Source organism: Phycobacter azelaicus, from assembly GCF_014884385.1.
GTDB lineage: Bacteria > Pseudomonadota > Alphaproteobacteria > Rhodobacterales > Rhodobacteraceae > Phycobacter > Phycobacter azelaicus.
The window spans coordinates 3,502,170-3,522,890 of the sequence record NZ_WKFH01000003.1 but is presented as its reverse complement, the minus strand read 5'-3'; the positions used below and the strand labels follow the sequence as shown (position 1 = coordinate 3,522,890).

At 61.2% G+C, this 20,721-nt stretch carries 16 protein-coding genes; 8 read left to right on the top strand and 8 right to left on the bottom strand.

Annotated features, from left to right (window positions below; translation table 11 throughout):
- Positions 1-14: 14 nt before the first annotated feature.
- Genes rsmA through lptF form a run of 6 tightly spaced genes read right to left on the bottom strand, consistent with a single transcriptional unit; the run spans position 15 to position 7,571 of the window.
- The gene (gene rsmA / locus INS80_RS17890) at positions 15-860 is read right to left on the bottom strand and encodes a 16S rRNA (adenine(1518)-N(6)/adenine(1519)-N(6))-dimethyltransferase RsmA (protein WP_192966916.1); all 846 of its coding nucleotides are present in this window, start codon (positions 858-860) and stop codon (positions 15-17) included.
- Between the two features lie 59 nt (positions 861-919).
- Positions 920-1,897 carry a 4-hydroxythreonine-4-phosphate dehydrogenase PdxA gene (gene pdxA, locus INS80_RS17885; RefSeq protein ID WP_192966915.1) on the bottom strand — a complete coding sequence of 326 codons (978 nt, stop codon included), beginning with the start codon at positions 1,895-1,897 and terminating at the stop codon, positions 920-922.
- A complete protein-coding gene (locus INS80_RS17880) occupies positions 1,894-3,165 on the bottom strand; it encodes a peptidylprolyl isomerase (protein ID WP_192966914.1) in 1,272 nt (423 codons plus the stop codon). Before INS80_RS17880 ends, pdxA begins: the two co-directional genes overlap by 4 nt.
- Entirely contained in the window at positions 3,150-5,312 is a 2,163-nt protein-coding gene (locus tag INS80_RS17875; RefSeq protein ID WP_192966913.1) for an LPS-assembly protein LptD, read from the bottom strand. The genes INS80_RS17880 and INS80_RS17875 overlap by 16 nt, the downstream gene beginning before the upstream one ends.
- 1 nt (position 5,313) lies before the next feature.
- Positions 5,314-6,435, bottom strand: a complete 1,122-nt coding sequence (gene lptG / locus INS80_RS17870) for an LPS export ABC transporter permease LptG (RefSeq protein WP_192966912.1) — start codon at positions 6,433-6,435, stop codon at positions 5,314-5,316.
- Positions 6,432-7,571, bottom strand: coding sequence for an LPS export ABC transporter permease LptF (gene lptF, locus INS80_RS17865; protein ID WP_192967336.1), 1,140 nt, complete (start codon positions 7,569-7,571; stop codon positions 6,432-6,434). The genes lptG and lptF overlap by 4 nt, the downstream gene beginning before the upstream one ends.
- 194 nt (positions 7,572-7,765) lie before the next feature.
- Here lptF and INS80_RS17860 point away from each other — a divergent pair, with 194 nt between their 5' ends.
- Both INS80_RS17860 and INS80_RS17855 read left to right on the top strand, forming a co-directional pair.
- Positions 7,766-9,241: a leucyl aminopeptidase gene (locus INS80_RS17860; RefSeq protein WP_192966911.1), complete on the top strand. Its 1,476-nt coding sequence runs from the start codon at positions 7,766-7,768 to the stop codon at positions 9,239-9,241.
- A 7-nt stretch (positions 9,242-9,248) separates the two neighbouring features.
- Positions 9,249-9,707, top strand: coding sequence for a DNA polymerase III subunit chi (locus INS80_RS17855; protein ID WP_192966910.1), 459 nt, complete (start codon positions 9,249-9,251; stop codon positions 9,705-9,707).
- Positions 9,708-9,726: 19 nt separating this feature from the next.
- On the opposite strand, the gene INS80_RS17850 is transcribed toward INS80_RS17855, so the two are convergent.
- Positions 9,727-11,811: a putative bifunctional diguanylate cyclase/phosphodiesterase gene (locus INS80_RS17850; protein WP_192966909.1), complete on the bottom strand. Its 2,085-nt coding sequence runs from the start codon at positions 11,809-11,811 to the stop codon at positions 9,727-9,729.
- A 203-nt stretch (positions 11,812-12,014) separates the two neighbouring features.
- On the bottom strand, positions 12,015-14,288 hold the full coding sequence (locus INS80_RS17845) for an NADP-dependent malic enzyme (RefSeq protein WP_192966908.1): 2,274 nt from the start codon (positions 14,286-14,288) through the stop codon (positions 12,015-12,017).
- 159 nt (positions 14,289-14,447) lie between these two features.
- Here INS80_RS17845 and INS80_RS17840 point away from each other — a divergent pair, with 159 nt between their 5' ends.
- From INS80_RS17840 to INS80_RS17815, 6 genes are all read left to right on the top strand, one after another.
- Positions 14,448-15,551 (top strand): cupin domain-containing protein, encoded by a 1,104-nt coding sequence (locus INS80_RS17840; RefSeq protein WP_192966907.1) that lies wholly within the window; start codon positions 14,448-14,450, stop codon positions 15,549-15,551.
- Positions 15,548-15,940, top strand: a complete 393-nt coding sequence (locus INS80_RS17835; RefSeq protein ID WP_192966906.1) for a cytidine deaminase — start codon at positions 15,548-15,550, stop codon at positions 15,938-15,940. Before INS80_RS17840 ends, INS80_RS17835 begins: the two co-directional genes overlap by 4 nt.
- A gap of 6 nt (positions 15,941-15,946) precedes the next feature.
- A complete protein-coding gene (locus INS80_RS17830) occupies positions 15,947-17,251 on the top strand; it encodes a thymidine phosphorylase (protein ID WP_192966905.1) in 1,305 nt (434 codons plus the stop codon).
- A complete protein-coding gene (locus INS80_RS17825; RefSeq protein WP_192966904.1) occupies positions 17,251-18,465 on the top strand; it encodes a phosphopentomutase in 1,215 nt (404 codons plus the stop codon). Before INS80_RS17830 ends, INS80_RS17825 begins: the two co-directional genes overlap by 1 nt.
- 79 nt (positions 18,466-18,544) lie before the next feature.
- Positions 18,545-19,177: a uracil phosphoribosyltransferase gene (gene upp, locus INS80_RS17820; protein ID WP_065273288.1), complete on the top strand. Its 633-nt coding sequence runs from the start codon at positions 18,545-18,547 to the stop codon at positions 19,175-19,177.
- A 159-nt stretch (positions 19,178-19,336) separates the two neighbouring features.
- Entirely contained in the window at positions 19,337-20,719 is a 1,383-nt protein-coding gene (locus INS80_RS17815; RefSeq protein WP_192966903.1) for an SPOR domain-containing protein, read from the top strand.
- The last annotated feature ends 2 nt before the right edge of the window (positions 20,720-20,721 follow it).

The following is a 20,721-nucleotide window of genomic DNA, read 5'->3' as shown; positions in this document are numbered from 1 at the left end:
ACAACTAGGTGGTTTTATCCCGTGGGCTTCAAACTGCGGGCAAGGGCGCAGAAGGCTTCGAGGCTGACCTGTTCGGCGCGTTCGGTTGGCTGAATGCCTGCAGCAACCAGATGATCTTCGATGTCTGACGAAACCCCTTTGAGACTGGCGCGTAGCATTTTACGGCGCTGATTAAAGGCTGCGGCCACGACGCGCGACAGCGTGGCTGCATCGGCCGGGTAGCGCGGCTCGGGCAGGGCATCGAGATGCACCACGGCGCTGCTGACTTTGGGCGGAGGGGTAAAGGCGCCGGGCGGCAGCGACAGCACGATCCGCGCTTCGGCCCGCCATTGCGCCAGGATCGCCAGCCGTCCATAGGCCTTGGAGCCGGGCTGGGCCACGATGCGTTCTGCCACCTCGCGCTGAAACATCAGGGTGAGGCTTTGCCAGAAGGGCGGCCAGTCTTTTGGCGTGAGCCAGCGTACCAAAAGCTCGGTGCCAACGTTGTAAGGCAGGTTCGCCACCACACGTACGGGCGGCGTCAGGTATTCCAGTGGATCGATCTCAAGCGCATCGCCATTGATCACCTGCAGACGCTCCGGATAGGCCTCGGCGATCTCGGCAAGCGCGGGCAGGCAGCGGCTGTCTTTCTCCAGAGCCAGTACTCGGCGTGCGCCTTCAGCCAGCAAGCCACGGGTCAGGCCTCCGGGGCCGGGGCCGATCTCCAGCACATCACAGCCTGTCAGATCCCCGGCCTGTCGTGCGATCTTTGCGGTGAGGTTCAGGTCCAACAGGAAGTTCTGGCCCAGCGATTTGCGGGCCGATAGCTGATGCGTGGCAATCACGTCGCGCAAGGGGGGCAGGGTGTCGATCTGGCTCATGCCTCACCTATGCGGTGAAAGCCGGGGGCAAGGCAAGGGTCAGCGTGCATGAGGTGATGTCAGGCTGCACCAGAGGTTGCCATGCGATGCGCCATTTTTACCGCTTCGATCATGCTGGAAGGGTTGGCTTGGCCGGTTCCGGCAATATCAAAGGCGGTGCCATGATCTGGCGAAGTACGAATGAAAGGCAGGCCAAGGGTGACATTGACGCCCCGGTCGAAATCCAGCGTCTTGATCGGTATCAGCGCCTGATCGTGATACATGCAGATGGCGACATCATAGCGGGCGCGGGCGGCGGCGTGAAACAGCGTGTCAGCCGGATGCGGGCCGCTCAGGGTCATCTCCTGGCATTGCAGTTCTGCGATCAAGGGCGCAATCCACTCCAGCTCCTCTTGCCCCATGGCACCACCTTCGCCCGCATGGGGGTTTAGCCCGGCGATGGCGATGCGCGGATGAGCAATGCCGAATTGGCGACGCAGACCGTCGGCAGTGATGGCGATGGTCTCGCTCAAAAGGGTCGGCGTGAGCGCCTGTGGCACATCAGAGAGCGCAATATGGATCGTCGTCGGTACCACGCGCAGCTGTTCGCTCGCCAGCATCATCACAACGCGCTCGCGCCCAGAGAGATGAGCCAGAAACTCTGTGTGGCCGGGATAGGCAAAGCCCGCCCCGTCGATCAGTGCCTTTTTGTGGATCGGTGCGGTGCAGAGCGCAGCGGCAGCGCCGGAACGGACTAGGTCAACACCGGTTTCAATTGCAGAAATGACACCTTCGGCGTTTTTTGGGTCGGCAATCCCACTGCGGTCATGCCCTGCAAACTCCAGCTTCAGCACGGGCAGGGCATGGGGGCAGACGTTGCCGGCTTCGGACGGGGCTGCGATCTCCTGCCGGGGCACATTGGCGGGCAAGTGCCGTGGATCGCCGAGCCAGAGCATCGGTACTCTGTCTTTCAGTGCATCCCAGGCCTTGGCTGCGATTTCAGGACCAATCCCCGCCGGTTCACCACAGCTGATCGCGACCGGCGGCAGAGAGGTCATTTTTCATCGATGCGCGCGTCGGCACGCAACTGTTCAAGGTAGCTTGCAGACAGCGATTCAACCCGCTGCGCGGTCAAGGCATTGGCAACGGTCTCGCGGTTTTGGCCCTCACCCAGCTCCGCGGTGCGGCCGCACAGGCGCAACAGAACCAGCGTCTGGCCGTTGTTGCGTGTCACAGCGGTCGAAGTCTCGCCGGGATCGAGCTTTGCCAGCTCGATGGCGATATCTCGATCGATTTCGCCGGGAGCGAGGCTGACACGGTCCAGCACCGAGGGATCCTGCCCCTTTGCCACACCGTAAAGGTCGTCGCAGGTGTCTGTGCCCGCTATGATTTCCTGCGCTTTTGCAAGGGTTTCAGGGCTGCGCCCCCCTGGCAGGTAGTAGGCAGCGTATTCAATGGCGTCATAGCGCTGCGCGCGCCCTGCAACTTCGCGTAGCCCTCGCATCTGGAACAGGGCAACCGCCCCCTGCAGCGGCAGCGGCTCCGTGACCTCGCCGGTGTCGAGCGCCAGAACCACTTCCTGCAATTGCGGCGGCAGTTTTGTGATTGGCATCCAATTCAGTTCACCGCCATTTTCGCGGCTTTGGGCCGCAGAATACTGCGTTGCTGCCGCAGCAAAGGCGGCCCTGGTATTCAGTGCCGCAATCTGCTGGGCCAGATCCTCGACCTGGGGGGCGTTCTGTTCGTTGATCGGCAGGATGATCTCGGACAGAAGAACCTGCACGCTACCCGATCCGGCCTGTCCCATCGCGCGATCAATTTCTTCTTCGGTCGGGCGCGCCCGCGCCAGGAACCGCGCGCTGATCAAGTCGCGCCAGCCGATGCCGACGCGGGAAAAATCGCGCACCGTCTCGGGATCGATACCGTTTTCCTGTAAGGCGGACAGGAATTCGTTGAGCGACAGATTGGCGCGGCCAGCGAGCTCGGTCATCCCAGCTGTGACTTCATCCTCACTCGGGATGATCCCGGCTTCCTCCATTGCGGCCAGCTTCAGCCGGTCATTAATAAGCTCCTTGCGCGCCTCTTTCTCAAGGTCGCCAGGCACACGCATAACACCCATGAAGCGGGCGCGCTGTTCGAGCTCATAGTAAGTGATGGCGCTGTCATCAACGGTGATGGCGGGGGAAAACAGCCCCTGCGCCGCCGTCTGAGCAGGAGACAGGGCCAGGGCCGCACAAAGGGCGATCGCCGCGCACGAGCGGGCGGCAAGCCGCAGGGCGCGCCGGGTCAGAGGGGCCGGTGTCCGGAGGGTCAGGTATTGCTGCATGATCGCCTGTACTTCTTGTTGCCGCTGTTCACGGAGAACCCGTTCAACGCGATGGTAAACCCAAAATCGGTCGAAGGCTCAACACTTGTTGTCGATGTATAGCGTCGGTTGAGCGATACGTCGACGGTGATACACTCATTGCTGTACGCTAGGCCAACTCCTGCGCGCGTTGCGCGGGCATCGGAGATATCATAGCGCAGGCTGGCACTGGCGCGCCAGGCCGGGGAAATGTCGTAAGAGCCGTCAAACCAAACTTCGGAGGTCTCTTCGCTGCGCCCTTCTGCCGGGTCCGTGCCGAGCCAGAGGTAAGTGCTGGAAAGTGAGGCTTTCTCATGTCGCCAGTCACCGCGGAATTCGGCCTTTGAGAAGTTCAAAGATCCATTCAAAAGGCCTCGGGCGGTCAGGGAAAGACCATCGCTCAGCTTTAACTGGCCCGCCATCAGAACATCTGACGTGGTGCCACCTAGGCCGGACGTCTTGGTAAAGCGCGGGTCTGCCTTGTTTCGGAAAACCTGACCCAAGGTGGCAAAAGCCTGCCAGCCAGAGGTAGAGTAACGTGCCCAATTCAGCCCGTAGACCAGTGTCAGCCCTTCTTCGCGGGCGTCGATGGCGGGAAAGCGCGATAGCGCCAGCAGATTCCCCTGATCGAACTCGACGAAGTTGCTTTCGTCGGCGGGCACAGCATCGCCGGTCAGATCGCTCCAGCCAAGCTGCACGATTGGCTCAAGATAGTATTGCTGTCCTGACGCGCTGCGTTTGCTCATCGGAAGGCGCAGCGTTAGCGCACTGCGGGGCGCCAAACGAGTTTCGGAGTTGGCGAAATTGGCGTCATTGTAGACGGAAAACGCATCCGCTGCGGCACCGATCTGCCATTCGGCAACCAGACCGTTGGCAAAACGCCAGTTGCGTCGCCAGTCGATATCCGCGGTCAGCCGCGCCACATCGCGGCCCTGCGGCAGGGCGCCGGTGCTGGTCAGCTTCGATTTGCGCCGATGTCCATGGCCTTCGACGCTTAGCCGCATCTCGCCGCCGATGGATTGCGGGAAATATCGCCGTTGATAGGCGACATCTGCGATAGCCGAAGGGATGAGATCCTGATCCTCGCTATCGCGCAGGGTCTTGTAGTGATAGACGCCGCCCCGGAACATCACGTCGCGGCGCACCTTGGTCAGCGTCACCTCGGAGCGCAGGCGGTCGAGATCCGGAAGGCCATAGTCCGCCAGGTAGGCGTCATCCGAAACGGTCTTTAGATCAAAGCCAAGTTTCACATCACGCGGGAGCGTGAATTTCCCATCTGCAAAAAGATAGCCGCGGCTTTCGCCCGGATTGAGGTCATCACGGGTAAAGCCGCCTTCGAAGGTGATGCGCCCGCTGCGAAAGGCCTGCCGGTAGCGCGCACCCAGCGTGCGCGTCTTGCCAGACAGATAGGGCGTAAGCGTCAGGTCCTTGTGATCACCGATCCGGAAGAAATAGGGAACCTTGATCCCGGAGCCGAGGTTCGAGGTCGTGCGGATCGACGGGATGAGAAAGCCCGTCGCGCGCTCTAGTGTTGGATCTGGCAGACGAATACCCGGGAAATAGAACACGGGTACATCGTAAATCCTGAGTTGTGCATTCTCAAAATAGAGCTGTCGTGCCAGTTGATCATGGGTGACGCGCTCGGCCCGGATCTGCCACAGCGGCGGGCGCCCGTCTTCGCAGACGTGACAGGAGGTGACGGCTGTCTTGTAGAGCTGGGTGTAGCGCCCGCTGACCCGTGTCATCTGCACCGATGCCAGTTGCAGTTGCTGTTTGAAGACCATGCGGGCGCTGCTGAGAAGACCGTTCTGCAGATCCCGGTCCAGATCGGCCGCGCTGGCCAGGATGGTGACATCGCCGCCCTGGTCGATGCGGATTGGGCCTTCGATATTGAGCGTGCCGCTGGCCTGGTCATAGCTGATCTTATTAGCCCGCAGCCGCATATCACCCTGGAAGGCCTCGACATTGCCGGTCGCAATCAAAGTGCGCTGAGGCGTTATGTAAACGCGATCTGCCACCAGCATGGCCGGCGCGGCTGTCTCGTCGGGGGCAGGGGCAGTCTGCGCTTGTACCGGGGCGCCGAAGCCGAGCCAGGGCAGCAGCACTGATAGGAGTAGGGCGCGGCGCATGTTATCCGTCCTCGGCATGAAGCAGCAGTCCCATAGTCAGCATGATCGAAGCCACCGGGGGCGCCCAGGCGGCGAGGGCCACCGGAATCTGACCATTCTCGCCGAGAACCTGTGCAAAGTTGCGAATGAAATAAAGACCAAAGCCAAGCAGAACCGCCGTCAGGACCGCCAGTCCAGTTCCGCCGAAACGCGTATGCCGCATGGTGAAGGCCGCCCCAACAAGGACCATGGCCACCAGGAAGAACGGCCGGGCAAGCTCGGTCTGGAGCCACACTTCGTAGCGCTTTGTCGAAAAGCCCGCCGTGGCCATGTCGCGGATGGTTGAGGGAAGGTCATAGACTGAGATCCCGTCAGATGTGCCAAGGCTGTCCCGAATGCGGTCACTTGTCAGGGTTGTGGGCAGGATCAGCACGTCATGATCGGCGGAATTGCTCTCGGGGTTGAGGCCTGCGGCAAGAGGCCAGACCTTCGCTTGTCGCAAAACCCAGTCACTGCCCTGGAGCTTGGCGCTGTGGGCTATGATCTGACGGACCGGCCCCCCGTCTGGCGCATAATCGTGAATGGTGACATTCAATAGGGTGATGTTTGCAGCATCGTCCGCATCAATGCTGTCGGCCGTGTAGCCCGTTGCGTGAATGACGGACTGACCGTTGGCGCTGCCCTGGCGCAGCCACAGCCCTTCGCCCGAGAGCGACAAGGCAGAGGGGCCGCCATTGCGATAGGTGTCAGACAGGTTGCGGAATTGGTTGGTGGTCGCCGCTACAATCGGGTTGAGCGTGCTGACCGCAAGAACCCCGATCAGCGCTGCCACAAGCACTGGAGCGGCAAGGGCGCGAATTCCGGAGCGGCCTATGGCGCGGGTCACGACCAGCTCGCTGCTGCGCGCCAGCCCGACGAACAAAACGATGGTTGTCAGGATCATGATCAGCGGCAGAAATTCGCTGAATGCCGCCGGAGCGTTCAGCAGTGTCAGACCGATCAACTTGCCTGCGCCGAGGTCGAGACTGTCAAAGCGCCGGATCTGCTCGTTCAGGTCGATCAGGATCACGAGCGTCATGAGAACACCTGAAATTACCAGGAACCACTGGGCAAAGCGTTTGGCATAGTAGAGATCGAGTTTCATGCGCTGAGCCTTTTCCCGATGAACCGCAGGATGCCTTGGGCAAATCCAGGATTGGTCGCCAGCTGGAGGAATCCCACCCCTATGACAAGGCCTGTCAGCGCGGGTAGATAGATCAGCGGCCAAAGCGACGGGACCTTCAGAACAGGTTCAGAAACCACACCGCGCATGCCTTCGACAAGGATCAGAACCAGGAAGGCCAGAAGCGCCTGTCGCCACACGCCGAACCTTGAGAACGTTCCCAGCATCAAAGCGGCATAACCGATCAGGGATACGGCCACACAGATGACGGCGCGTGCAAACCTCAGGTGCAACTCTTCATTCTGAACGCCCGGGCTATAGCCGTCCCGCTCTGTGACCGCAGCCTGAGCGAACATCAACTCGCGCGTGGGAATGGCTCGGATGTTGCGGATAGGATTGTCGGCCTTCTGCGACAGGGAACTGATGTCATACGAAAAGTCCGAGAACACGGTGGTGGAAAGCTTTCGGTTGTTCTCGTTCAGCCTCTGGGCCATGCCGTCGACCATGATCAGATGGGCTTTTTCACCGTCGCGCAGCAGAAAGGCTCGTGCGCCGGTGTAGGTCACGGTCTGCTCCGGGTTGCGCCGGTCGGACAGGAAGACATCATGCAACGTGCCATCGGGGTCGATTTGGCGGATATAGAAGGTCACACCGTCTGCAGGGTGCAAAAAATTCCCTTCTGTCAGCAGCTTGGCAGTGACGTTTCGGGCGACCTCCCGTTCCCTGACCTGTAGCTGGCCAATTGAGGCGGGCAACAGAAAGTGTGTCAAAGCTGACATCATCAGCGCCGTGATCACACCAAAGGCCAGCGCCGGGCGAGCCATCTGCCAAGGGCTGGTTCCGGTCGCTCGCAGGACCGTCAGCTCGCTCTCGCTGTTGAGACGGTTTGTCACCCAGAGCGTTGCCGCAAATGCAGCCACCGGCAGAACCATCCGGATAAGGTTCGGAAGCCCGAGGGCGGTGAATTCCAGGAAAACGAGCGCCGATTGACCGTCACCAATCAGCCGGTCGAACAGGACGACGGCCCGGTTCAACCAGAAAACAGCCACAAGAATTAGCGCAAAGAAGCCGAAGAACAGCAGGTATTGCGACAGTACGTATCTGTCGTAGCGTGACACCCGATCCCCCCAGATCTTGCCATTGTCGTTTTGTCGCAGCTTAGAGGAATTGTCGGGCGGGGAAAACTGCAATCTGCTCCGTGCCCTGGCAATGCTGCTCTGCTCGCCGGGGCATGTGACCTGCGGGCTGGTAAAGCTGCGTTTCAAAAGGTAGCTGTTGCTGCAACACGCACAGACCGACAGGAGCTAATGTGATGAGCCGTCTGATTCCAATCCGTTTCGATGCCTATGAGAGCCAGCAACTGGCCGATGTAACCGGGCATGTGGTGGTTCTGGTGACACCCGACGGTGGTCTGGACCAGGCGGCACGTAGCGCCAATCGTCTGACGAAAGGCGCCATTGCCCGGCTGCTGGACGCTGAGGCGTTCACATCGGCCAAATCGGGGCAGGTCTTTACCTTGGCCTGGCCAGCAGGGCTGGCGGCAGAAGCGCTGCATGTGCTGGTGCTGCCGAAACGCGTGGATCAGACTGAGGCGCGCAAGGCCGGGGCGGAACTGGCCAAGCGGGCGGAAGGCAAAGCCCTGACCGTTATGGCGGGCAATATGAACCGGACCGCCGATCTTGCCATGGGGATTGCGCTCAGAGCCTATGGTTTTGACGTCCACAAGACCAGCTCCGAGAAAAGCGATCAGGGCAATGTGGTGATAGCCCACAAAAAGCCCGAAGAAACCGCAGCCGATTTCGCGCCGCTTCTGGCAGTCGCCGAAGGCGTGCATATGACGCGCGATCTGATCAATGAGCCTGCCAATGTGCTGAGCACCAGCGAATTCGCGGCCCGTATCGAGGGGCTACGCGATGTCGGTCTTGAGGTGGAAATCCTCGAAGAGGCGGACCTCGAAAAACTGGGCATGCACTGCCTTCTGTCCGTCGGGCAGGGCTCGGTCAGCCCCTCCAAGGTTGCCGTCATGCAGTGGAAGGGCGGTGCCAAGGATGCCGCTCCGCTTGCGCTGGTGGGCAAGGGCGTGGTCTTCGATACCGGAGGCATTTCGCTGAAACCGGCGGCCGGCATGGAGGACATGACCATGGATATGGGCGGCGCGGGCGTCGTAACCGGCACCATGAAGGCGCTGGCCCTGCGCAAGGCAAAGGCCAATGTCGTTGGGCTGGTTGGCCTTGTGGAGAACATGCCCTCGGGCAATGCCACGCGTCCAGGTGACGTGGTCAAGACCATGAAGGGAGACACGGTCGAGGTCATCAATACCGATGCCGAAGGCCGTCTGGTGCTGTGTGATGTGCTTTGGTACGCGCAGGAGCGTTTCAAACCGGCCGGGATCATCGATCTTGCCACCCTGACGGGGGCGATCATCATTGGCCTTGGGCACGAAAACGCCGGTGTGTTCTCCAACGATGACAAGTTCTGCGACAGCTTTTTGAAAGCTGCCGGTTCCGAGGACGAGGGCGCCTGGCGTATGCCCCTGGGCAAAGCCTATGACGACATGCTGAAATCGCGCATTGCGGATATGAAAAACGTGGGCGGACGCCCGGCTGGATCGATCACTGCTGCGCAGTTCCTGCAGCGCTTCATCCAGGACGGCATGCCGTGGATCCATCTGGACATTGCCGGCGTAGCCTCGGTCAAAAGTGACACCTCATACGCTCCGAAAGGCGCGACCGGCTGGGGTGTGATGGCGTTGAACCGTCTCGTGCAGGATCGGTTCGAGGCGGAATGAGCCTGCCATGGGGGCTGCCTTTTTTTACCACCTGACGCGCAGGCCGCTGCAGGAAACGCTACCGGTTCTGCTGGAAAAGGCCCGCGGCGCAGGATGGCGCATCGCGGTGCGCGGACGCGATCCTGAACGCATGGCCTGGCTGGATGAGCGGCTGTGGCTGGGCGGCGATGAGAGCTTTCTGCCGCATGGTCTGGCAGGTGGTCCCCATGATGCGCTGCAGCCGATCCTGCTGACAACAGCAGCCGAGGCTGCAAACATGCCGGTCTGCGTAATGGCCGTAGATGGGGCAGAGGTGACACCGGATGAGGTGCAGGCGCTTGAGCGTGTCTGCATCCTATTTGATGGAACCGATCCCGAAGCCGTGCAGCATGCGCGGGGGCAATGGAAAAAGCTCACCGATGCGGGCTGTTCGGCGCAATACTGGTCCGAGGAAAGCGGGCGCTGGGAAAAGAAGGCGGAGAAGTAGACCAGTGCTGCGCCGGCGCTCAGGAGGCTATGCCTCTGGTGGCATCGGGCCAGATCAGGAAGTCTGAATTGACGACCACTTCCGCAAAGTGCTCCACCGGCTTGCCGAATAGATATCCTTGCAGATACGTGACGCCGATGGCGTGTAGCAGTCGGGCTTGCTCGATGGTTTCGACCCCTTCAGCAACGGTATGCACACCAAAGCGTTGGGCGATCATCACACTGCCCTCGATGATGGCGCAGCGCTGGTCGTCGATCTGCTGGACAAAGGATTTGTCGATCTTGAGTGCTGAGATCGGCATCTCATGCAGGCGCGACAGGGATGAATAGCCCGTCCCAAAATCGTCAATATGGATTTCGATGCCGAGCGAATGCAGATCGTTCAACACTCCGATGATGGTATCCTGATTGCGCGCATCGAAAATGGTTTCGGTGACTTCCAGGATCAGCATGCTGGTGGGCAGGCGGTACTTTTCCAGGTAGCCAAGGATGAACTGTGCAAACCCCGGAACCACCAGCTGCCGGAGCGAGATGTTGAGTGCCAGCCTTATGGGCGAAGCGCGCCCCAGTTCCTCGACGTAGGAGGCGAGCGCGGTATCAACGACGAATTCGCCAATGTGGACGATTTCGCCGATGTCTTCGGCGACGGGAATGAATTCCTCCGGGCTGACACGTCCAAGGATCGGATTGTCCCAGCGCAACAGAACCTCATAGGAGTGGATCGAAAAGTCATGAGAATGCACCAGCGGCTGGAACGCCAGATGCATTTCCTTCGCGCGCAGGGCGTGTTTCAGGCGCTGGGCAATGATCAGGTTCCGCTCCTGCTCTGCCACGAGATCAGGCGTGTAAAGAAGCGTGCCGCCACGCCCCGTGCGCTTGATTTCTCCGGCGGCCAGATCGGCAGAGCGGATGGCCTCGCTGACCGTCACCGGGTGAGGTTTCGAAACGGATAGCCCGGCGCTGAAGCCCACAGACACCGTGCGGTTGGAAAAGCTGATCGGCTTTTCGACAATGGCCCGCAGTTGTTCTGTGTATTCTAGGCCGATATCGGCGCAGCGCTCTTCTGGCACGGCCAGCAGGCCGACAAATTCATCTCCGCCCCAGCGGCAGAAGGCCGAATACTCCGGTGCGGCAGCGGTCAGGCGTTCACCAATCTCGGCCAAAACACAATCGCCTGTTGCATGCCCCATCCCATCGTTGATCTGCTTGAACCTGTCGAGATCGATAAAGATCACGGCAAAAGCATATCCGTTGGGAATTCGACGTTGCTGTTCCTCGACCCACTGGATGATGCCGCGGCGATTGAAGAGCTGAGTGAGGCTGTCATGTTCGGCCAGCCGTTTCAGATCGCTGGTGCGCCTTTTGACCCGATCCTCCAGAGTCACGTTGAACTCGGTCAGAGCTTCCTGCTGTACCCGAAGATCATTAATCAGAGCGCTGTTCTTCAGCTCCAATTCAATTGAGTTGCGCAGCAGCTTGTGATTGCGCGTATGGGCCCCCAGCATGACGCCGCCAAACACGATGACCAGTATCGCGAGCACTGATTGCGGTACGGGCATGAGCATAAGCTCCACGGTGGTCACGGCCAAAAGCGCGCTGATATAAAACCGTCCACTCTTGATCATTGGGGCAAGCAAACCCGCGGCCCCAGAAGCCATGGCCGAGACGACAATGATCGCGAAATACATCAACTCGTTGTTGCCGCTGTGCAGCGCCATGTGCAGAAGACCGCCCCAGGTCAGGCTGCCAACGACAACCCCAGCGAAGTATCGGCGGGCTGCGCCAAGCGCCACTTTCGAATCAGGATCAGATTCGCTGGAGAGGTGCCGCGCATCGCGTTGTCCGATAACGGCCCGGATTGTCGATTGAAAGATCAAGAAGAGGATCAGCGCATCGACAACACCGGTGTCTGCGTCGTTCAGCCAGAACTTAAAGTAAAGACCCAGCCCGCAGGCCAAATTCACGATGATATTGGAGGTGTATCCCTCATAGGCATGGGTCAAAAGGCGGATTTCCACGGCGCGTTTCAGCCCATCGCAATGGTGACTGAAGGCGCTGGGATCTTTTGCACCGCCTTGGTTCTGTTTCGGACTGTTCTCCGACACCTCTATCAACCTTCGTACCAACCCCATCACCGAAGCAGCGCGTCTGGGCAAAAGGTAACCCTGCACTTTGCCAAGCAGACCGTGGCGCCGCACGCAGTCCCACCGCGCTGTTGTTTTCCGTGTTAATGGCCGTGGGTTATTTTTGTGTTGATATTCGGTTTTTTCGATATTGTGCCCTATGCGCGTCCCGACACCTCACTGCGTTAGCCGTAGTGGGCGACGGGTGTGCCGGCAATCGCGGCCATGTTCAAGAGTCCCCGTGCAGTGATCGACGGGCTGACAATATGAGCGCGGTTGCCCATGCCCATCAGGATGGGGCCGACCTCCAGCCCCCCGGACCGCATCTTGAGAATATTGCGCACGCCGCTGGCGGCATCCGCATGAGCAAAGACCAGTACATTTGCAGACCCGTCCAGACGCGAATTCGGGAAAATACGTGCCCTCAGGTCTGTATCCAGAGCGGTGTCGATGTTCATCTCGCCCTCGTAGACAAAGTCCCGGCGCTTGCCGTCCAAAATGTCGATGGCAGCTCGCAGCCGGGTGCCAGTGTCACAGTCGATATTGCCGAACTGCGATTGCGAGCAGAGTGCGATTTTCGGTTCAAGGCCAAAGCGCCGTACGTGCCGTGCGGCGCCGAGTACCGTCTGGGCAATCTGCTCGGGCGTGGGTTCGATCCGCACTTGGGTATCGGCTATGAATAGGGGGCCGTCTTCGAGGATCATCATCGACAGGGCGCCATGGGGGGCATAGGTGCCGCCACCCAAGACCTGGTTGACGTAGTTCAGATGCCAGCGGTATTCGCCAAAAGTGCCGCAGAGCAGGCTGTCCGCCTCGCCGCGCTGCACCATGATGGCGCCGATGGCCGTGGTGTTTGTCCGCATGATCGCCTTGGCCAGATCCGGGGTCACACCGCGGCGCTGCATGATGCGGTGATAGCTGTTCCAATAGTCATAGTAGCGCGGATCGTTCTCTGGGTTGACAATCTGAAGGTCGCTGCCGGGGCGGATGCGCAGGCCAAGCTTTTCGCAGCGGGCCTCGATCACATCGGGGCGTCCGATCAGGATCGGCGTCTCGGTGGTTTCTTCCAAAACCTCCTGGGCGGCGCGCAGGACACGCTCATCCTCCCCCTCGGCAAAGACAATGCGGCGGGCGGCGGCGCGGGCTGCTTCGAACACCGGTTTCATAAGCAGCGCCGATTTGAATACGGTCTGATTCAGCTTGGCGCGATAGGCCGCAAGATCAGCAATCGGACGGGTGGCGACCCCACTCTCCATGGCGGCGCGGGCCACGGCAGAAGAGACAACCCCCACAAGCCGCGGGTCAAACGGCTTGGGGATTAGGTAGTCGGCACCAAAGGTCAGTTGCTCACCCTGATAGGCGGCTGCCGCTTCGGCAGAGGTGGTTCTGCGGGCCAGCTCCGCAATGCCTTCGACGCAGGCGATCTGCATCTCGTCGTTGATCTCGGTTGCACCCACATCCAGCGCCCCGCGAAAGATGAACGGAAAACAGAGGACGTTATTCACCTGGTTCGGAAAATCGCTTCGGCCGGTTGCAATGATCGCGTCCGGGGCGATTTTGCGCGCCTCATCGGGCATGATTTCAGGGTTCGGATTCGCAAGCGCAAAGATGATCGGGCGCTTGCCCATCCTGGCCACATGGTCGGGTTTCAGAACATTCGGGCCGGAGAGGCCCAGGAACAGATCTGCGCCCTCGATCACGTCATCCAGAGTGCGCAGATCGCTGTCTTGCGCAAAGGCGGATTTCACCGGGTTCATGTCCTCGGTCCGCCCTTCGTAGACCAGCCCGTGCAGGTCGCAAAGCCAGATATTCTCGCGTTTCACTCCCAGCTTTACCAGCATGTTGAGGCAGGCAATACCTGCCGCGCCGCCGCCAGTCGAAACCACCTTGATGTCCTCAAACGCCTTGCCGGCCACATGCAGCGCGTTGCGTGCTGCGGCGCCAACGACGATGGCCGTGCCGTGCTGATCGTCATGGAAAACCGGGATGCCCATCCGCTCGCGGCAGAGCTTTTCAACAATGAAACAGTCGGGGGCCTTGATGTCTTCCAAGTTGATGGCGCCGAACGTGGGCTCCAACGCGCAGACCAGATCTGCCAGGCGCTCCGGGTCGCTCTCATTCAGCTCAAGATCGAAACAGTCGATCCCTGCGAACTTCTTGAACAGGACCGCCTTGCCCTCCATCACCGGTTTGGAGGCCAGCGGGCCGATATTGCCAAGCCCCAGAACCGCAGACCCGTTGCTGACGACGGCCACCAGGTTTCCGCGCGAAGTATAGCGCGCGGCATTCGCCGGATCTTCCTTTATCTCCAGGCAGGCCTCCGCAACCCCGGGGGAATAGGCCCGCGCCAGGTCACGTCCGTTTGCCATCGGCTTGGTCGCGCGGATCTCAAGCTTTCCGGGAAGGGGGAGTTCGTGGTATCGCAGCGCGGCGTCGCGCAGGTTGGGCGTATCGGACATGGGTCACTCCAGAACTGATAGTTTAGCGTTAAACTATATTTGACGTCAGGGAAACAGGGATTTCACTGACTTCGGTGTGATGGGCACATCCTTGCACATCCCTGGCAATCGGATCACTGTGCGAGCCAAAAGACGAAAAAGTCCGTGAGGGAGAGACGAATGGCCGAGACCATCGCCGAGATGCGCCTGCCGACAACAGAGCTGCGGGACGATATTCCATTCTATACCAAGGTTCTGGGGATGAAGCTGGATATGATTTACCCGGCGGATGATCCGCGGATCGGGGTCTTTTCCGGCCACGGTCTGCGCCTGAGGATCGAACGCGGCGCACCCGAGGGCCCTGGCACCCTGCGGATCCTGACCGATGACCCCGACGGGTTTGCGGAAGGCAATCGTACCCTGACGGCTCCGAATGGCACCAAGATCGAGATCGAGGAGCGCCACCCGCCGATGGTGATGCCCGAGACGGTACATTCCTTCGTGGTGCGCAGACTGAAAGATCAGGCGCCCTGGATCATCGGGCGGGCAGGCATGCATTACCGCGATCTGGTGCCGGATCGTCTGGGTGGCTCGAGCATCGCCAGCCATATCCGTATCCCCGATGGCGGCCCGGTGCCGGATATGGTGCATTTCCACCGGGTCGGCTTTCAGCTGATTTTCTGCATTCATGGTTGGGTCGATGTTGTCTATGAGGATCAGGGCGAGAAGATGCGCCTGACCGCTGGCGATTGCTTCATCCAGCCGCCCGAGATCCGCCACCGTGTGCTTGAGGCCAGCGACAACGTGCAGGTGATCGAGATCGGCGTTCCGGCGGAACATGTGACCGAAATCGATCACGAGATGACCCTGCCGACCCCCCATTATCGCCCGGACCGCGAATGGCAGGGGCAGCGTTTCGTCTACAATCAGGCCGCAGGCGCGGACTGGGTGCCATTCCGCTTGCCGGGGTTCATTTGCCGCGACACCACAATCAACGCAAACACCAAGGGCGTCGCTTCGGTCCAGGTGGTGCGCCCCGGCGACGGGGAGGGCGCGGGCAGTAGCCCTTGGGCCAGCCATGACACCGATATCCTGTTCACCTTCGTCATGTCCGGCAGCGTCACCCTGCACGGCGAGGGACGAGAGCCTTACGCTCTGGAAACCGGCGATGCCTTCGTGATACCTCCGGGCATGAAAACCCGCCTCAGCGATGCCTCCGGAGATCTGGAACTTCTGGAGGTCAGCCTGCCGGGGAGCTTCACCACAAGCCTGGAGACATCATGAGCCTGAAAGACGCTGCCACCGCCGTTCGTGAAAACGCCCATGCGCCCTATTCCAACTTCAAGGTGGGGGCCGCCATTCGCGCGGCCTCTGGCACGGTCTATGTGGGCTGTAACGTCGAAAACGCGGCCTATCCGGAGGGGACCTGCGCCGAAGCCGGCGCGATTGCCGCCATGGTGGCCGCGGGCGAAAAACAGCTGACCGAGGTCTATGTGATCGCCGATTGCCCCGATCCGGTGCCCCCGTGCGGGGGCTGTCGCCAGAAACTGGCGGAATTCGGGGCAGGGGATGTGCCTGTTACCATGGGCACCATGCAGGGGGCTGAGCGGCAAAGCACCATTACCGACTTGCTGCCCGGCGCCTTTCAGACCTGCCACATGGACGGGACCTGATCCCCTATGGATGCCCGTGCGATCAATGCTGCCCTGCGCCGGGGTGAAACCCCCAGTGACGCCGACCTCAGCTGGTTCGCCGAAGGGCTGGCCAGTGGCGCCGTCAGTGATGCCCAGGCCGGGGCCTTTGCCATGGCGGTCTGCCTGCGGGGCCTCAGCACCGAAGGGCGCCGTGCGCTGACGCTTGCCATGCGCGACAGCGGCGATGTTTTGACATGGGATCTGGACGGTCCAGTGCTGGACAAGCATTCCACAGGCGGGGTGGGGGATTGCGTCTCGCTGTTGCTGGCGCCTGCGCTGGCGGAATGCGGGGCCTATGTACCGATGATCTCGGGTCGCGGGCTGGGGCATACGGGCGGAACGCTCGACAAGATGGAAGCCATCCCAGGTGTCTCCACCAACGTCACTGAGGAGCGCTTGGAGGAGATGATGCGCGATGTGGGCTGCGCCATCGTGGGGGCCACATCGCAGATCGCGCCGGCGGACAAGCGGCTTTATGCGATCCGCGATGTGACGGCCACGGTCGAAAGCCTCGATCTGATCACCGCCTCGATCCTGTCGAAGAAACTGGCCGCCAGCCCCGATGCGCTGGTGCTGGACGTGAAACTCGGATCTGGCGCCTTCATGAAATCCATCGATGATGCGCGCGCGCTGGCACAGTCACTGGTCGATACCGCCAATGCGGCGGGCTGCCCCACATCGGCCTTGATTACCGACATGAACCAACCGCTGGCGCCCTCCCTGGGTAATGCGCTTGAGGTGGCCGAGGTCATGCGCGTTTTGACAGGCGAAACCTTCGGCCCCCTTGGGGAAATCACCGTTGCGCTGGGCGCGGTTCTGCTGGTGCAGGCCGGTTTGGCCACAACACAGGAGGCCGCCGTCGAGCGCCTGACCGCGATCCTGCGGGATGGCCGCGCCGCGCGCCGCTTCGAGGCCATGGTGGTCGCCATGGGCGGGCCAAGCGATTTTGCCACTGACTGGCGGCGTGTCCTGCCTGAGGCCAACGTCATCCGCGAGGTCGCCGCACCAAAGACGGGTTATATCAGCGCCATCGATGGAGAGGCGCTGGGCCTTGCCGTGGTGCGACTTGGCGGTGGGCGTATGGTGGAAAGCGATCCGGTCGATCCGTCGGTTGGTATGTCGGATATGCTCCGGCTCGGAGCCAAAGTGTCGCGTGGCACGCCACTGGCGCGCATCCATGCCGCCCGGGAAGAGGCTGCCGACCGCGCCGCCGCAGAGCTTGTTGCTGCGATCACCATTTCAGCTAAGGCCCCGGACTTCCCACCACTTGTCTACGAAAGGATCACCTGATGGCCCGCGCCTTTCTCGTTGTGATGGATTCCGTTGGCATTGGCGGTGCACCGGATGCGGAGCGCTTCTACAACGGTGACTTGCCGGATCTGGGTGCCAATACGCTGGCCCATATCGCCCAGGCCTGCGCCGAGGGGCGCGCTGAAGAGGGGCGGAGCGGGCCGCTGAACCTGCCCAACCTGAACCGGCTGGGCCTTGGTTCTGCCATGCGGCTGGCCTCATCCGTTCCCTTTCCTGGGCTTGATGCGACGCCCGAAGGTCTGTGGGGCTGCGCCGCCGAGGTCAGCCCCGGCAAGGACACCCCCTCGGGCCATTGGGAGCTGGCGGGCCTGCCGGTGCCCTGGAACTGGCATTTCTTCCCCGATACGGACCCGGCCTTTCCCGAAGATCTGAGCGATTTCGTGGCACAGGCGGCGGATGCACCGGGGATCCTCGGGAATTGTCATGCCTCGGGCACTGATATTATCGCGCGCCACGGGGCCGAGCATATGCAGACCGGAGCGCCGATCTGCTATACCTCAGCCGACAGCGTCTTTCAGATCGCCGCCCATGAGGAAACCTTCGGACTGGAGCGTCTGTTGGATCTGTGCCGCGTGGTGGCGCCGCGCCTTCATGAGATGAAAGTGGGCCGGGTGATCGCGCGGCCCTTTGTCGGCAAACCCGAGACGGGTTTCACGCGCACCACCAACCGGCGCGATTTCGCCATTGCGCCCCCGGCAAAGCTACTCACCAACTGGGTGCAGGAGGCAGGGCGCAAGGTTCATGCCATCGGCAAGATCGGTGATATCTTCACCATGAGCGGTATCGATACCCTCAAGAAGGGCAGCGATGCGGATCTGATGGGGCATCTGGCCGAAGCCATCGATACGGCCGAAGAGGGCAACCTCACCTTTGCCAATTTCGTGGAATTCGACAGTCTTTATGGCCACCGCCGCGATATCTCGGGCTATGCTCGCGCGCTCGAATGGTTCGACGGCGAGATCGGCAAGCTGCTGCCGGGTTTGCGCGATGGGGACGTCATGGTGCTGACGGCGGATCATGGCAACGATCCATCATGGCCGGGAACCGATCACACCCGTGAACAGGTGCCGGTTCTGGTTGCAGGCTCGGGGCAGGCGGGTAGCATTGGCGCCCGTGCCTTTGCAGATGTGGGCGTTTCGGTGGCCAGCCACCTTGGCGTATCCAGCGACGGGCCCGGGCGCAGCTTTCTGTGATCGCTTTGCCCTTCCGGCTTGCCTGTCCGGGGCAAGGGCGCATAAGAGGGAGCAACGATTTCTGCAGGAGAATGCCGTCATGTCCGAACATCTGACCGTTGTCGATCACCCGCTTGTGCAGCACAAGCTGACCCTGATGCGGGATAAGGGCACCTCGACGGCGGGCTTCCGCCGCCTTCTGCGCGAGATCACACAGCTCTTGGCCTATGAGATCACCCGCGAAATGCCGCTGACCACCACCACCATCGACACCCCGATGGAAGAGATGGAAGCGCCGATCCTGGCAGGCAAGAAATTGGCGCTGGTGTCGATCCTGCGGGCAGGAAACGGGATGCTGGATGGCGTGCTGGAACTGATCCCCTCGGCCCGCGTCGGCTTTGTGGGCCTTTACCGCGATGAAGAGACCCTGCAGCCGGTGCAATATTACTTCAAGGCCCCCGAAGGGCTGAAGGATCGTCTGGTGATCGCGGTCGACCCGATGCTGGCCACGGGTAATTCCTCGGCGGCGGCGATCGACCTCTTGAAGGAGGCTGGCGCAAACAATATCCGCTTCCTGTGTCTTCTGGCCGCGCCGGAAGGGGTCGCCCGCATGAAAGAGGCGCATCCGGATGTTCCGATCGTGACGGCTTCACTGGATCGTGAACTCAATGAAAAGGGCTATATCATGCCGGGCCTTGGCGATGCCGGTGACCGAATGTTCGGCACCAAGTAAGCATCTATCGGCGCCCGGAAGCTTCGGGCGCCGCTGCCGCATTCCCGGATGCTGTGAGGCGGCAACAATTTCCGGTATTGGCAGCAGATTGTCCCATGGCCGGGTTTACTCAAAATTCATTTTCAGGCATCGTGCGCCCATATGTTGTGGGGCTCAGTCATGAGAATAACAAGAATTGTCGCGCTCGCCATCATTGCAGGCACTTTGGGATTGCAGGGCGGATCACAAGGGGCCGAAGCCCAAACCCTGCGCGCGGCAGGTCCGCCGGCCGAAATTCCACCTGCGTCCTATAAGGGGAAGCAGTATGTCGACAGCCGAGGCTGTATTTTCATTCGCGCGGGCATCGACGGCAATGTGAACTGGGTGCCGCGCGTCACCCGCAGTCGCAAGCAATTGTGCGGCTATCAGCCTACCGTGGTTGAAGGGGCTACCAAACCCCGCACTCAAACCGCCCCCACATTCGAGGTGATTACCCTGCCGGGAGCGCAGCAGCCCGATGCCACCGATAATAAGGCTGCCGCCAGCGTCGCAACTGCTGCTTCCCGCCCGGCGCAGCCTCGGTCTGCACCGGCCGCAGCGCCAACTGCAGCCCCTTCTGTCGTGACAACGGCGAAACCGCGTCGCACGGCAAGCACGACAAGCGCTACCCCGGCCCGGGTGACCGCACCCGCGCCGCAAAGAGTGGTGAAACCTGCTCCGATCGTGACAGCGCCATCCCCTGTGATGGAAGAGGAGGCACCAGCGGCCGCAGGTTGCCCCGGTGCGTCGGCGCTCAGTCAGAAGTATATCAATTCAGGTCCGAATGTGCGCTGCGGCCCGCAGACGGAATCTCCCATTACCTACGGGCGCGACGACCGGAATTCATCCCTGCAACTGGCGCCCAACACCCGGATCCTGCCGACCCATGTTTATCAGGAGCGGCGCTACACCACGGATATCGAAATTCCTGAGGGTTATCGCGCGGTCTGGGACGATGATCGGCTGAATCCACATCGGGCCGAGCGCACAGCCGCACCTGCCGCAATCCGCCATCAGTCAATTGTTCCTCCGGGCTATGTGCTGGTGGAGCGGGACGATGATCGAATGAATGCCATGCGCGGGCGGGGGACGCCGGAAGGCGATGCCCAGATGGCCGAGATCTGGACAGACACTGTGCCGCGAAAACTGGTGCGCAGGCCGGTTGATCGACAGACTGTTCGTTTGAGCGGTGCAGCCGCGCAAAATCCTGCCGCAGATGCGCGCGGCCCCCTGGTCATGCGTCTTTCGACCCGCTCAGGGCCGACTACATCCGGACCTGAGGCTGATCCGTCGCCGCGTCGCTACGTGCGCGCGGCGACCTTTGCAGACGCGGAGGCTGCCCGCGCTGCCGCGCAGGTCCTTGCTCGGCGTACCGGACTGCCTGTGCGTCTTGGAACGGTCACTCGCAAAGGGCAAAGCTACAAGGTGGTTCTGGCGGGGCCGTTCGCGCAGGCTGGCGCCGGTGAAGCGGCGTTGGTGGCTGTTCGGGGGGCGGGATACCCAAAGGCACGGCTCAGCAAATAATA